At 41.7% G+C, this 13,436-nt stretch carries 16 protein-coding genes; 2 read left to right on the top strand and 14 right to left on the bottom strand.

All coding sequences use genetic code 11. The features are described from left to right. Positions 1-174 precede the first annotated feature (174 nt). Entirely contained in the window at positions 175-510 is a 336-nt protein-coding gene (locus NST40_RS08755) for a potassium channel family protein (protein WP_076124810.1), read from the top strand. A gap of 116 nt (positions 511-626) precedes the next feature. Here the strand turns inward: NST40_RS08755 and NST40_RS08750 are convergent, their stop codons facing one another. After that, a complete protein-coding gene (locus NST40_RS08750) occupies positions 627-1,220 on the bottom strand; it encodes an NAD-dependent epimerase/dehydratase family protein (RefSeq protein WP_076219044.1) in 594 nt (197 codons plus the stop codon). Between the two features lie 6 nt (positions 1,221-1,226). After that, complete coding sequence (locus NST40_RS08745; protein ID WP_076135812.1) at positions 1,227-1,607, bottom strand: metalloregulator ArsR/SmtB family transcription factor; 381 nt, start codon at positions 1,605-1,607, stop codon at positions 1,227-1,229. A gap of 268 nt (positions 1,608-1,875) precedes the next feature. Between NST40_RS08745 and NST40_RS08740 the strand changes: the two genes are divergently transcribed. Continuing rightward, a complete protein-coding gene (locus NST40_RS08740) occupies positions 1,876-2,505 on the top strand; it encodes a LysE family translocator (RefSeq protein WP_076219042.1) in 630 nt (209 codons plus the stop codon). Positions 2,506-2,705: 200 nt separating this feature from the next. Here NST40_RS08740 and NST40_RS08735 read toward each other — a convergent pair whose 3' ends face one another. The 12 genes from NST40_RS08735 to NST40_RS08680 form a co-directional block, all read right to left on the bottom strand. Further along, positions 2,706-3,314, bottom strand: coding sequence for a hypothetical protein (locus NST40_RS08735; protein WP_076219041.1), 609 nt, complete (start codon positions 3,312-3,314; stop codon positions 2,706-2,708). A 114-nt stretch (positions 3,315-3,428) separates the two neighbouring features. Beyond that, positions 3,429-3,998, bottom strand: a complete 570-nt coding sequence (locus NST40_RS08730) for a manganese catalase family protein (protein WP_036684067.1) — start codon at positions 3,996-3,998, stop codon at positions 3,429-3,431. A gap of 50 nt (positions 3,999-4,048) precedes the next feature. Continuing rightward, complete coding sequence (locus tag NST40_RS08725) at positions 4,049-4,315, bottom strand: spore coat protein CotJB (protein WP_036684069.1); 267 nt, start codon at positions 4,313-4,315, stop codon at positions 4,049-4,051. 3 nt (positions 4,316-4,318) lie between these two features. Continuing rightward, a complete protein-coding gene (locus NST40_RS08720; protein ID WP_036684070.1) occupies positions 4,319-4,537 on the bottom strand; it encodes a spore coat associated protein CotJA in 219 nt (72 codons plus the stop codon). 208 nt (positions 4,538-4,745) lie between these two features. Then, positions 4,746-5,771, bottom strand: coding sequence for an AI-2E family transporter (locus NST40_RS08715; protein WP_076277533.1), 1,026 nt, complete (start codon positions 5,769-5,771; stop codon positions 4,746-4,748). A gap of 47 nt (positions 5,772-5,818) precedes the next feature. Then, entirely contained in the window at positions 5,819-6,313 is a 495-nt protein-coding gene (locus NST40_RS08710) for a DedA family protein (protein ID WP_076100017.1), read from the bottom strand. A 7-nt stretch (positions 6,314-6,320) separates the two neighbouring features. Continuing rightward, complete coding sequence (gene pssA / locus NST40_RS08705) at positions 6,321-6,845, bottom strand: CDP-diacylglycerol--serine O-phosphatidyltransferase (RefSeq protein ID WP_076219640.1); 525 nt, start codon at positions 6,843-6,845, stop codon at positions 6,321-6,323. A gap of 42 nt (positions 6,846-6,887) precedes the next feature. Next, positions 6,888-8,642, bottom strand: coding sequence for a HAMP domain-containing sensor histidine kinase (locus tag NST40_RS08700; RefSeq protein ID WP_342410594.1), 1,755 nt, complete (start codon positions 8,640-8,642; stop codon positions 6,888-6,890). Continuing rightward, positions 8,639-9,319 (bottom strand): response regulator transcription factor, encoded by a 681-nt coding sequence (locus NST40_RS08695; RefSeq protein WP_341001880.1) that lies wholly within the window; start codon positions 9,317-9,319, stop codon positions 8,639-8,641. Before NST40_RS08695 ends, NST40_RS08700 begins: the two co-directional genes overlap by 4 nt. A gap of 164 nt (positions 9,320-9,483) precedes the next feature. Then, the gene (locus NST40_RS08690) at positions 9,484-10,842 is read right to left on the bottom strand and encodes a hemolysin family protein (protein ID WP_076135925.1); all 1,359 of its coding nucleotides are present in this window, start codon (positions 10,840-10,842) and stop codon (positions 9,484-9,486) included. Positions 10,843-10,862: 20 nt separating this feature from the next. Beyond that, positions 10,863-11,999: a radical SAM/CxCxxxxC motif protein YfkAB gene (gene yfkAB, locus NST40_RS08685; RefSeq protein WP_036684078.1), complete on the bottom strand. Its 1,137-nt coding sequence runs from the start codon at positions 11,997-11,999 to the stop codon at positions 10,863-10,865. 221 nt (positions 12,000-12,220) lie between these two features. Then, positions 12,221-13,333, bottom strand: coding sequence for an HD-GYP domain-containing protein (locus tag NST40_RS08680; protein ID WP_076187093.1), 1,113 nt, complete (start codon positions 13,331-13,333; stop codon positions 12,221-12,223). Positions 13,334-13,436 lie beyond the last annotated feature (103 nt).

Raw genomic sequence — 13,436 nt, 5'->3', positions numbered from 1 at the left:
TAAGGTAATAATAACATAGCTTAGACTAGCTTTGAATGGAGTGTGACCAGTTTCAGCTCTGAATGCTAGAAATTTAAGTTCCCCACAACCTCCTCAGTTTCTTCCTGCAAATCTATTTTAAATTTGACGTTAATTTGTTATGTATGCTCTAATATAAATGAAGGGTGGAGCTGCATGTTATCATTTTTACTAACTTTAAAACGTTTATTCTCGGGCTTATGGAAAGCGCTCAAACGTAAAAATTTCCAAGCATTATTCTTATTAGTTTTGATGACGTTGTTGTCTGGAACCATTTTTTATGTCAAACAGGAAGGTTTGTCTGTTCTGGATGCTATTTATTTCTGCGTTGCAACGCTTAGTACATTAGGTCATCCAACGTTCGTTCCTCAGACAGCACTAGGAAAAATATTTACGATTGTTTACATTATTGCAGGCACAGGGTTGTTCTTGGGAATGATCGGGTATATCGCTTATGAACTGATCAAACAAACCGATAAAGATAACAATTAAATAATGAAATCCAAACTCATGACAGTATTAAGAGCCTTGTTAGCCGAAGCTAATGAGGCTCTTTTTTTTCAATTAATCGCTTATATACTAGTCCATAAATCACTAATATTATAGTATTAAATGCATATTTGTATAATCTGCTGAGCCAACTGATTCACTTTAATGGGTTTTAGATCCTTGTTGAAAAGACCTACGGCTTGTACAAAAGGAACCATGACAACCGCATCAGCACGATCCCCGTAAACCAGACTTGGTTTTACAATGCCGATATTTTTGCCGCTTGTAAGGGCGATATGCTCTCCTCTATGCTTGGATTCAAGAAATTGTTTATTTTTAAAGGGCATTCCCATCCGTCCTGAAATATAACATCCCTTGGGAATGTTCAATCTACTCATAAGCTCAACCATAATGTTTACCGGCTCAGCATTTAGCTTTTCGAAATCCTCCTTGCTGTTTGCTGTAGCAGTGCCGACCAAATCAACGATGGCATCCGCTTGTTGAGGTAACTTACTAATGTAAGAATCGATATCAAAAATATCGACAGACATCCATTTTATCCGATTGTGATTAACGAGGCTCGGTAATAACTTTCCAGGCTTTCCGTTTCGGGATACGCTGATGATCTGCACCTGAGGATCTTTTCTTAACCATTCTTCCGACAAATGTGTTCCGATATAACCACTTCCACCTAACAAAATCACATTTTTCATCTCATGTCACCCTTCATCATCATTTATAGTTTTAGGATCTGATTCTGCAGAATCCTTGATGAACTCATCAATATGGTCAAACAGCCTTTTGAGTCTGAAAATATCACTTTTAAGTACATCCAAATAATAATAATTTTTGGTGCCTTCCTGATCAAAACCAATCAAATTAGCCTCTTTTAATACCTTCAAATGATGAGATACGGCTGGACGGGATAAATTGGTCCTTTGTGTCAGCTCACCAACTCTGATTCCTTTTTCGCAATCACTTTCACCTTCAATCAAAGCAATGATGATGGATTGACGTGTCTCATCTCCAATGGCTGCAAGAGCTTTACTGCATTCACCAAATTCTTCAGCCAGATTTTTTAAGCGTTCTTGTCTGTCCATAAGCTGCCCCTTTGGGTTTAATGGTTTAATCATATGAACTATTGTATATTAATTTTCGACCAATAATTCATCGGTAAAGAAAATCGAGACCATTAATATTCATCTCTGGCGATCCTCAAATAAATAAAAAAGACCCTCTCTATTAGAGCGGTCGAAAATTATAGAGCAAATTTGTAATAGATAAATTCACTCAAAAGAATTGCCCCCTATTACTTCATGGTGTAAAATATACTTTCGTTTAATTTGATAAAGGGGGCTTTTAATTTTAATGACTTTATTTCTTACATACGTTTTGCTCGGCTTCTCCATCGCTCTCCCCGTAGGTACCATTACCATTGAAATGACCAAACAAGGCTTGAAAAATGGCTTTATGCATGGTTGGATTGTTGGCCTCGGGGGAATGACCATCGACCTCTTCCTAATTCTAGGCTTATACCTGGGTCTAGCCTCTATTCTTTCCATGCCTATCATACAAGTGATCATGTGGCTAGTTGGGGCTCTGTTCCTGTGCTACGTTGGCTATGACAGCATCAAGAATGCAGATCATGATATTTCCCTTGGAGGTGAGAAGACGTCCAAATCGCTGTTCTCTTCTTACAAAAATGGTTTGCTAGTAGCGATCTCACCAGGAAACCTGGTATTTTGGGTAAGTGTCTTTGGTACCGTATTGTCCGACTCCTTTGACCGTACTAATACGGGCAGCTTTTTGCTAGTGGGATTAGGTATCCTGATTGGTATCCTACTCCATGATATTGGCCTGATGACGATTGTATCCACCACACGAAAAGCAATGAATCGGACAGCTATTAAATGGGTGACTATCAGCGCAGGTTTTGTATTAATCGGCTTTGGGGGGTATTTCTTCTATCAATTCCTGCGGAGCCTCCATATTTTTTAACGTAAAAAAGCCGTTCTCTTATAAAAGAGAACGGCTTTAAATGTCTTTTTCACAGAAATCCTTAGAACACCCGCTTCCTTAAACCCGATAGGTGGCTACCATAATTAATTAATACAGAACTGTATCAAATTTCCGAATCCTAATCTCTCTGCTAACATCGTTCGTACCCTTTTGGAAGAGAATATTAATAAATCTCCATATCATTCAAAAGTGTTAGTTGCCTGCGCATCCGCCAGTATGATCAACCCAATCTTTCCGTCCTCATCATAGGTTGTTGAAAGCAGATATTTGGCTCTGAGTTCTTTTTTGGAAAGCGATTTAAAATCTGATGTATATTCTTTTACTAGTTTCTTTGTTTCTGTATCGTAATAATATTCCAAATATTTAAAAGATTTCATACTTTCCGAAGCATTCTCTATCGCATATTTCTCTCCATATAACTCTTTAATTCTCTCTTTGTTCGTACCAACTTCAGCTCCTCGGGCAGTTTTATATGCCCCCTGAGATTCTCTTCCCAATGTTATGGCTACAGCCTTATCATATCTGTAGAGTACACTCACTCCTGAATCATATGTATACCAATTGGAAATTCCTTCATTTCCAGTCCCCAGAACCTTCTCCGCATTCTTACGACTCATGCCATAGCTGACTCTTTCCCTGCTGTTATCTACCTTGTAAATGGCCATATCCTGTTTTGAGAAAGTATCGGGCTCCATCTTATAGACCTTAGCATTACCACTGCTGCAAACTGCCAGTACAAGAAATACAGGTATTAATACTAATAAGGTATAAATTCTTTTACTTTTCAATAATTTTCCTCCTCTAGTTATATTCGCTAATATTAACACAGTAAATTTTAACCAACCAAGTAACTATCTAATAGAAAAATAAAAAAGCCGCCAAAATGGCGACTTCTTCTTGAGTCAGAACACCCGCTTCTGATTCCGATCATCAATAATAATCTGCACCGCTTCCTTAAACCGTAATGCATGCACAATCTCCCGCTCCCGCAGGAACTTAAGGCTATCCTGCAGATCCACGTCATCCGTCATGTCAATCAGCCACTGATATGTAGCCCGGGCTTTTTCCTCAGCCGCAATGTCTTCATAAAGGTCTGCCAGCGGATCTCCCTTAGCTTGAATATAGGCTGCGGTGAATGGAACTCCACTAGCATCCGTGTAGAACAGGGCATGATCATGCGCTACAAAATGTGGCCCTAATCCCGCTTCCTCTAATTCGCATACCGAAGCATCCTTCGTCAGCTTGTAGATCATCGTGGCAATCATCTCAAGGTGAGCAAATTCCTCAGTAGAAATATCGTTCAACACGCCAATAACTTTATCTGGAATCGTGTATCTTTGATTCATATAGCGTAGTGCAGCGGCGAGCTCGCCATCTGCGCCTCCGTATTGCTCACTCAAATAACGCGCCATCCGGACATCACATTTACCCACCCGTACCGGATATTGCAGTTTTTTTTCGTATATCCACATTCGGGAACTTCCCTCCTCTAGAAAAATAGTTCCTTACGGTTATACTCCTCTTACACCTGCCAAGGCCAAGGGGGTTGATTCCATTCCCATGGACATTTAGAATAAGCGCGGCCAAAATTCTGCAGCGGACCATATAACTCCTGAAAATGATTCGCTAGCTTAGTTCGTTCCAGCGTAAGCTGATTAAATTGTTCAATACTTCTCAGATCGTCAGGATGCGTATTTAGGTATAAGTTCAACTCCACTAAGGCAAAATCAAGGGTCTGCAACTGTTCAAGCAATTCATAATAACGTTGGTCGCAAGGATTTGCCTCCATAGTCTATTTCCCTCCTCCTTTGCACTTGGATTCATACGGACTAAATAGTGCTGGCCAGAGCGTTCCATACTTCAGAGCCTCCTGCAAACTAAACTGTGGCAAATCGGGCGGCTGAAAGGTGATAAATTGATTGGGTGGAACTACATACGTCTTGAACGGCACCGGTGGGCAAGGATCAAACGGGCCCCTAAAGGGGGTATACCTCCGCAGCTGTGATTCCATCTTTTTTGTACCTCCTTTGTTCCTATTCCTTCTTTAAAGACTCTGAACATTACTCCCTTAGCTAACTTATGACAGCAGGACACAATATAAAACGTTATTCACAAAAAAAGCCCATTAGCAATTTTTTTTGTGCAATGTGCATGACAAATAAGCTGTCTCCGGAAAAGTACCGAAAACAGCTTATAACTTGGTTTTTTTAGTATTCAGCTTAGAGCTTCGCTCTTTTGAACGAATCTTCGTGGGTAATTTCAAGGATATCCAACATAAATACAAAGATAGGAATACCAAGAATAAGTCCCCAGACACCCATATAATGCTCAGAGAACAACAACACGCTAAAGGTGAAAAACATCGGCAAATTCATTTTTGTGGACATCAACTTAGGATTCAAGAAATAGCCTTCGATAAAATGCAACACCGCAATAATCGCCAGCACATAAGTAACTGTCATCAGACCGCCGATGTTGTAACCAATTATTAAAAGCGGAATGAGCGAAATCAAAAAACCAACCACCGGGATGAGACTGAGCAGAAAAATCAAAATCGCTAGGGCAAATAAATACGGGAAGTTAAGCAGCCACAAGCCAATAACAGTAAGACAGGTGTTGAACATGGCAATGAGAATTTGCGCTTCAATTACTTTCCCAAAGGAAACGATGAATTTTCGGCTGAAATACTCCAGATCTATATAAAACCAGGCAATCCTGCTCTCTCTCATCCTAGAAGTGAAACTGACGACCCGGTTCTTCTCCAGAATAAACACAAAGCTTAGAATGGTTGATACTACGAAAGTTGCACCCCAGTTGCTAACCTGCAGCACATAATCGATGCCTCTTTTGATATAGGACTGATAGTTAAGGTCCCTGAGCATATCATACAAATATAATGTAATCTTGTTCTGCGGAAGGTCCTCTGACTTGAGATTGGTGAGGAAGATGGCTAATTGCTTAATCTGCTCTAATACTTTAGGAAGATATTTTGCAAGGGCCAGTACAATCAATGCGATTAAAGCAAGGTATAAAATGACAATAATCACCTTACTGTTAACCTTCATAAATTTACCAATTCGCTTACTGAGCACAATCTGAAAGCTGTTCATGACAAAAGCAATCAGAAACGTCAGCAGCACCAGATTAAGCATCCCTCGAACCATGTACAGCAGCAACCCGATAAGTGCGAGAATAAAAAAGCGTCTGGTAGTAATATTCGTGTAGAATCGCTTGAATACATTCATTGATCTTGCTCCATTCAATTGCGATTAATAATGTTAAACTTCAAAGGCTATAAAAAGGAAAACTTAGCCCCCACAAAAAAGCCGATAGAAACAAAAAGAAGTGACCAGGTTAGCGCTCCTGCAGTCGTTATTAGTATATATTTTTTGAAAGACATAGCACTGATACCAGAGATATAGCTTGATACATGCCTCAGACCGGGAATAAAATAAGCAATGAAAATCGCCCAGTTTCCGAACCGCAAAAACCATCTTTTCATACTGGCAAAACGCTTGGGTGTAAGGCCAACCCACTTGCCGAATTTTGCTACCACAGGTTGTCCTAGCCTTAGACCAATGGTATAGCTGATAAGCATTCCTGTGATGGATCCCATAAAGCAAACCAATACGGAAAGTGAAAAATCCAAAACCATAACGGAGGATAAATAGCCTACAAACAGCATTAACACCTCATCAGGCACAGGAAGTCCGATAATCCCAAGTGCCATAAGGCCAAATATGGCTAAATATCCGTATTGTGAAATGAACTCTATAATCCAAGGCATGGGTGTATCACTTCCTGTTGAAGGATTTTTTAAGGGACGGAAATGGGATACGGCTGATCATCATTACGGACAGCAATGCCATTAATCCGATGACCAGTCCTGGTTTCATCCGTTCATCTAGTAAAGAAATCATCGACAGAATGACTCCAGCAGCAGTAATGGGCATCCCCACGAACCCTTTGGAAGGCGCCGACAGATTAAATCTGGCCAAACGAAGTGCGCCACAAATCAAAAAGAAAACTGCAGCTGCAGGTCCAATCCAGTCGGCATCTTCTAACCTATATAACAAGATAAGGAAGGTAGGCGCTAAACCAAATGATATAATATCCGCCAATGAGTCCAATTGTTTACCGAATTCACTAGTACATTGCAATATTCTTGCCAGTAATCCATCCAGTACATCACATATTGCCGCGAGCATTATCATTAATAAAGCTAGGCTATATCGTTCTTGAATCGTAAAATACAAGGATAGTGATCCTAGTCCCAAATTTCCGAGTGTGCACGTTGAAGGCAACCAGTTCAATTTCATACAATTTCACCCCTTTCATAGCAGTATTTCTGTTGATTCGGTTTAACCTTCAAAGGTCACTGTAAAGCTGACACCGTTCTTCGTATTTTTCACTGTATAGAGACAAGCGTGCATATCTAGTATTCGCTTCGCGATGGAAAGCCCAAGACCCGTACCGCCTGTCATTCGACTGCGGGATGGCTCAGACCGATAGAACCGTTCCCAGATCTGCTCCAGCTGATCTTCAGGGATTGATTCTCCTATATTTTGAATAGTGAATACAATAGTCTGGGCATGACTCTCAATATTGACGGTGATAGAACTTCGTTCTTCCGCATGCCTAATAGCATTGGTCATAAAATTTAGCACAACTTGTTCGATCCAGTTCATATCAGCATAAATTGGTAATTCATTTGCAGGAATAATGATGGCCTCCAAATGTTTTTCACTCAGCAAGTGGACCAGCTTGTCCGTCACCTTTTCCGTCAGTTCACTTAACATAAAGGAAGATTTCCGTAGTTTAATCGTGCCCGACTCCAACCGCGCTAGATCTAGCATATTTTTAACAAGAAACTCCATTTTATCGGCTTCCTCAATAATCACTTTAATGTAGTGATCCTGCTTGCCGGCGCTAACGCCGTCTTCCAAGCCTTCAGCAAAACCTTTGATAATACTGAGGGGCGTCTTCAATTCATGGGAGGCGTTGGCAAAAAAGTCCTGCTGCATGATCTCCATTCTTTGCTTCTGTTCCATATCCTCAACTAGCTGCTGATTGGCCTCTCTTAACTCCCGTAAAGCAGAGTCCAGACTTAGTGATAAGGTGAACATGCTGTTAGAAAGGCTGCCTAGCTCATCCTTCTGCCGAATCGATGTGTCCCCTGTAAAGTCCAGAGAAACCATCCGTTTTGCTATCTTGTTTAACTTAATTAGCGGACGCGTTACCATTTTCGAGAAAAAGAGAGAAAGCACCAGAATCAGGACAAAGCCACCCATTCCCAGATATAAGAAGAACCAGCGTAACGCATCGTTCGAATCCTTAACTTCCTGTAATGAAGTGACTGTGAATAGTAATTCAATTTCTCCGTTACTTTGCTTCAAGGGCAGAATAACCACAGAATTGCGACTCCCACTCCAGGGAGCAACCCAGTCTCGTTTCTGTATTTTCAAATTTTTAAAGTCTTCTATCTGCGCTGATGTCAAAGGAAACCATTCCTCAAGAGCTTCAAACATTATTCCCTGGCGTGGATTCCATATTTTTAAATCAGGCAGTACAACTTCTGCAACAGTACCAGATGCATGAATCGTCCCAGTCTCTCCCGTCTCCCCTATGGTTCCGCCCCCTTTTTTTGTAATGCTTATGGGGTAGAGTATAACGGGTGAAGCACTGTCTTCATCCAGAAGTTCGCCTTCCACGCTCAACTGATCATCTACTTTAATGTTTGCTGCTCTCAGTGAATCTCCGTACTGATTCATGAATAGGGATAAAGAAACAACCATACTCTTCCCGTCATCATCGATTAGCTTTATATGAAATGGATCTTCTGAATTCATCCTTCCATCCAGCTTCAAAATAACCATTTGTGTTTTATTCCGCAGCATAAACCGGACAAGCTCCTGAGAGGTTCTAGTGCTTCCCCATGGTTCGCTAATATATCTTGCCGCAAAGCTCTTAAGGTGTTTCTCCACACGGTGCTCTTTTTGCTTCTGATAGAAATTGTCAAACAACAGCAATTGGCTTAGAATCACCATGCCATAGAAGCAAAGGAAAAAGATAACGGTCATCACAAACAGTTTAAAAGTAATTCCCCGTCTTCTCATGCCTCTTCCTCGAACATGTATCCTGTGCCAATTACCGTACGAATAAAACGTGATTCATAACCCAATTTACTTCGCAGCTTTTTGATATGACTGTCCACAACTCTGGAATCTCCTTCAAATTCAATTCCCCAGATCCGACTGAGGATCGTATCCCTTGAAATAACAATCCCTTTATTTCGTATTAAAAGCCATAAAAGATCATATTCCTTAGGGGTAAGCTCCACTTCCGCATCTTCTACCTCCAACCGATGAGCCAAGGTATTAAACATCGCGGAACCAAATTTTATTATGCTAGATTCAGGCTGATGGGTGCCTTCAACCCGTTTCATAAGTGCATTTGCCCGGGCTACTAGCACCTTTGGACTAAATGGTTTTGTAACATAATCATCGGCTCCTAATTCAAAACCGTAGATTTTGTCGTCATCTGTAGACTTGGCGGTTAACAAAATGATGGGTACCGCTGATTTCTCACGAACTTCACGGCACACTTCGAAGCCATTCATAGCAGGCATCATGATATCCAGAATCAGCAGATCCGGCAGCAGTGAATCAAACCAAACCAATGCATCTCTTCCATTATCCGCTTCAAGTACCTCCCAATCATTCTGTAAGAAATAATCAGATACCAGTTCACGAATACGAATTTCATCCTCAACGAGAAGAAGTTTCTTTTTCAATCTAGACCCCGCTTTCAAACAATTAATATACATTAGCATAGACGAGCGTTATGTCCTTTATGTGTCCACAAAAAACTCCCCCTGTCATGAGCCATACAGCTCTTGCAGGAGGAGTTCATTATATCCCTGATCAACCGGAACAATACGTTACAATTTTTAATAGGTTATTCTTTATCCTCATTCAGTTCTGATGAGGTTTCTTCGTCCTCGACACGTGGTTCCCGGTGGATATTAATTCTAGTGATACGCAATCTTGTTGATTCCTCGACTTCAAAAATAACATCTTCTACTTTGACACGTTTTCCTTTGGTTGGATTACCCTCCAGCTCCTTAAACAACCAACCGCCGATGGAATCCACCTCATCGTCTTCAATCACAACACCCGTAAGATCGTTGACATCCTCAATCAGCATCCGGCCCTCAACAGAGATATACTCCCCATTATGTTCCACACTTGGACGCTCATCTTCGAACTCGTCATGTAAATCACCTACGATTTCTTCCAAAATCTCTTCTGCTGTCAGCAAACCTGCTGTGCCGCCATATTCATCGACAACTAACGTCAGCTGAGCCTTATTCTTCTGCATAAAACGAAGAGTATGGCTGATCTCCATCGATTCCGGAACGTTAAGGATAGGCCGAACCAGAGTTGTAAGGTCATTCTGCTGCTCCGGGGGAGCAAACAACAGGTCGGTAATATGAATAAAACCGATAATACGGTCTTTATCTTCCAGGGCAACCGGATAACGCGAATGTCTCGTTTCGGTAATAATCTTCATATTTTCTTCTAACGAAAGATTGCTGTAAAGCACATCCATATCTGTACGAGGCAGCATGACTTCACGTGCAAGCAGATCTGAGAATTCAAAGATATTATCCATTAGTTTCATTTCATCTTTGTCAATGACACCACTCTTGGCGCTCTGATTCATCAGAATACGTATTTCCTCTTCCGAGTGTGCTGCTTCACTTTCATTTGCAGGCTCCACACCGACTAACCGAAGCAACGCGTTGGCTGAAGCGTTCAGCACCCAGATAAAAGGCATGAACACATTATAGAAGAACATCAGGGGTGCAGATAACAACAGTGCCGAACCTTCTGTTCTTTGAATCGCGAGCGATTTAGGAGCAAGCTCCCCAAGTACAATATGTAAAAATGTAATGATCGAAAATCCAATAATCACAGATACGGTAGAAATCAGGGTATGATCGGTGATCCCCATCTGGTACATTAAAGGTTCGACCAACAACTCAGAAATCGCAGGCTCTCCAACCCAACCTAAGCCCAGCGACGCAAGTGTTATCCCAAACTGAGTGGCGGATAAATAGGAATCCAGTCTCTTATTTACTTTCAGAGCATATCCAGCCATTTTATTACCTTCACTGACAAGTTGGGTCAGGCGGGACTGCCTGACCTTAACTAATGAAAATTCCGCTGCTACAAAAATACCGTTCAATAATACGAGCACCAGAACCAGCAAAAGATTAAGCAATAATCTCCCTACTTCAAATTCCGTATGCACCACTTAACAACGCCTCATTTCTACAGATTGATCGCTTTTCTAGTTTTGAAGTCAACTTCCGGATAATACATATCAGCCACTAACAGATTAGGTCCGCAGCAGCCTGCTGCATCGCAGTGGCAGTTCACCTTTTGGTTCAGCGGGTGTTTAGTCTGCCAATCGATAAATATATCATCCAGCTTTTGGTTCTCGATGTTGCCAAAGGCTGCGATATCAGCGAAATCTGTAACAAAAACATCGCCAGTAAACATGTTTACGTTCACTCGATTCCGGCCATCCGGATCATTGCGAAGGGTAACATTCTTCTCGGCGCGCATTCTGCTTATCAGCTTCTGATCTTCTTCCAGGAAGCTGCAAGCAAAAAACGGAAGGGTCCCAAACAGCATCCAAATCTCCGGATCACGGGTATCCAGTAGTTTATGGATTGCCGTCCGCATTTCATTCAAGGACAACACTGGCAAAGCCGAAGCAAAACTGGAGTTGTACATAGGATGTACCTCATGCCGTTTGGCGCCCATATCGAGAATCAACTTATGAATTTCAGGCAGCTTAGTATGTGTACGGTAATTAATCATAGTTTCCGCAGAAATTAGCATACCATCCTCACTTAGCCGTCGAGAATTCTCAATCATTGCATTATATAACCGATATGCACTTTCTTTTGAAACTGCATGCCCGCTGTTGGCAAAACCAACTTCATGAAAATCGTCTCCGTTCACATAATTAAAAGAAATATGCATAACGTCCAAATACGGAAGCAGCTTTTCATATCGAGCATACGGCATCGTCAGATTAGAATTAATTTGCGATCTAATCCCCCGCTCTTTGGCATACTTTAAGAGCGGCACTATGATATTATCCACCGTACCAGCCAAGAACATAGGCTCTCCGCCAGTAATACTAATCGTCTCCAGATGCTCTACTTCATCTAAACGGTCCAACATATTTTTAAGCGGCAGCATATCCCCTTCTCTAGAGGTTAAACTATCACCTACCGCACAGTGTTCACACCGCATATTACATAAATTGGTTACTGTGAATTCCACACTCGTTAGCACATGGCGTCCATGCTTACGTAAAGAAGTAATGGGATCCCACGGATCGTAGCTTGGCGACAGCTCCTTCGGTGAAGATGTTAATGGTCTTAAAACATTCATTTGTACTAGCTCCTTTAAATCTTATTCCTATTATTAACCCATAATCATGAAGATTGAACGGTGTCTTATCCTATATCATACCACGTTAGTCAGAAAAACTGCACTTCGGATGTCTTTCAGACTGTCCTTACAAGCTTTTTCACTGTAAAAAATAATAGCAGCGAGACGAAAAATAGGCTTCCGCGAGTTATGCGGACAAGCCTAATCTTCTCTCTTCGCTGCTATGATAAATATTTTGGCGTTCCCACAGAATCGCCTTGATCTGCGACGTCAACGATAACAACGGAGAGGGCTTTTCCTAGATCCCTTTCGAACGGTACGACTTTTTCTCCTTCAGGCCCTGTAAGCACACGTACAATCGGTCTGTGAGGCGTACTTGGGTCTATTTTGACAACAACTCCACTTTCACCCGTACTGAGCTTCACCGTAAGACCAAGAGGATAGATAGCCACACGATCTCTAAATAACTCTAGCTGCTTCTGCTCATACAATGTACCAGAACCTACATAAAGCGCCTCAACGGCTTGATGTGGCAGCATAGCCTTTTTGTAGACCCGGTTGGAGGTCATGGCATCGTAGGAATCAGCCACGCCCAACCATTTGGCATATTCATGAATTTGAGGTCCTTTTAATCCCCGCGGATATCCGGATCCGTCAATGCGTTCATGATGCTGAAGCGCACAATGAGCCGCGAGCAGCGGGATATTCGGTTCTTCCTTGAGAATCTGATACCCGATCTCGGTGTGTGCCTGCATATGGCGAAATTCATCTTCACTGAGCTTACCAGGTTTTTGAATGATTTTTATCGGGACTTGGGTCTTGCCAATATCATGCAGCAGCGCACCCAGACCAATCACTCGAAGCTCCTCTTTGCTGTACCCATGCGCAATGCCAAGCACCAAAGTGTACAAGCAGACATTCAGGGAATGGACGTACAAGTAGTTATCAGCGGTGTGCATATCAAGCAGCATGATCATCGGATCTTCTTGTAAAGACAAATCATCCAGGATGCTATCCATGATCTTTGAGAATTTTTTATCCAGATGGTAGAATCCCTTGCTTATTCCTGAAGCGCCTGTCATTTGCTGAAACTGATTACGAATCACCTTCAGTGCCTGATTACGTGTCTCATCTTGAAGCATACCTATAATCTCAACATCGTCCGTGACAGAGTCCTCTATGTAAATATAACCGATGTCAATTCTTGAAAGCCTCTTGATCAATGCATCAGTAAGCTCCACCCCATCCGCGAGGAGAGTTAGACCTTCATCATTATATATTTTTTTACCTAATTTCATGCCTGCTTGAAGCTGATTCACGGATACTAAACGCACTTAGCTCACTCCTGCCTTTAACGGTAAAATGCTATTCTGTTTTGAAATCCTTGGGTCACACGCTTTGTCTATACCGTTTATGTAGAGATCAGACAGGTGCACC

This window comes from Paenibacillus sp. FSL R10-2778, from assembly GCF_038593035.1.
Lineage (GTDB): Bacteria > Bacillota > Bacilli > Paenibacillales > Paenibacillaceae > Paenibacillus_AQ > Paenibacillus_AQ odorifer.
This window is presented reverse-complemented; position numbering and strand designations above follow the sequence as displayed.

What these genes read in the sequence shown, in the direction of transcription:
- yfkAB (WP_036684078.1), bottom strand. Translation starts at nt 11,999, where the DNA reads ATGAATGTTTTAAGACCATTAACATCTTCACCGAAGGAGCTGTCGCCA.
- NST40_RS08750 (WP_076219044.1), bottom strand. Translation starts at nt 1,220, where the DNA reads ATGAAAAATGTGATTTTGTTAGGTGGAAGTGGTTATATCGGAACACAT.
- NST40_RS08745 (WP_076135812.1), bottom strand. Translation starts at nt 1,607, where the DNA reads ATGGACAGACAAGAACGCTTAAAAAATCTGGCTGAAGAATTTGGTGAA.
- NST40_RS08710 (WP_076100017.1), bottom strand. Translation starts at nt 6,313, where the DNA reads ATGCCTTGGATTATAGAGTTCATTTCACAATACGGATATTTAGCCATA.
- NST40_RS08700 (WP_342410594.1), bottom strand. Translation starts at nt 8,642, where the DNA reads ATGAGAAGACGGGGAATTACTTTTAAACTGTTTGTGATGACCGTTATC.
- pssA (WP_076219640.1), bottom strand. Translation starts at nt 6,845, where the DNA reads ATGAAATTGAACTGGTTGCCTTCAACGTGCACACTCGGAAATTTGGGA.
- NST40_RS08720 (WP_036684070.1), bottom strand. Translation starts at nt 4,537, where the DNA reads ATGGAATCACAGCTGCGGAGGTATACCCCCTTTAGGGGCCCGTTTGAT.
- NST40_RS08730 (WP_036684067.1), bottom strand. Translation starts at nt 3,998, where the DNA reads ATGTGGATATACGAAAAAAAACTGCAATATCCGGTACGGGTGGGTAAA.
- NST40_RS08715 (WP_076277533.1), bottom strand. Translation starts at nt 5,771, where the DNA reads ATGAATGTATTCAAGCGATTCTACACGAATATTACTACCAGACGCTTT.
- NST40_RS08755 (WP_076124810.1), top strand. Translation starts at nt 175, where the DNA reads ATGTTATCATTTTTACTAACTTTAAAACGTTTATTCTCGGGCTTATGG.
- NST40_RS08725 (WP_036684069.1), bottom strand. Translation starts at nt 4,315, where the DNA reads ATGGAGGCAAATCCTTGCGACCAACGTTATTATGAATTGCTTGAACAG.
- NST40_RS08740 (WP_076219042.1), top strand. Translation starts at nt 1,876, where the DNA reads ATGACTTTATTTCTTACATACGTTTTGCTCGGCTTCTCCATCGCTCTC.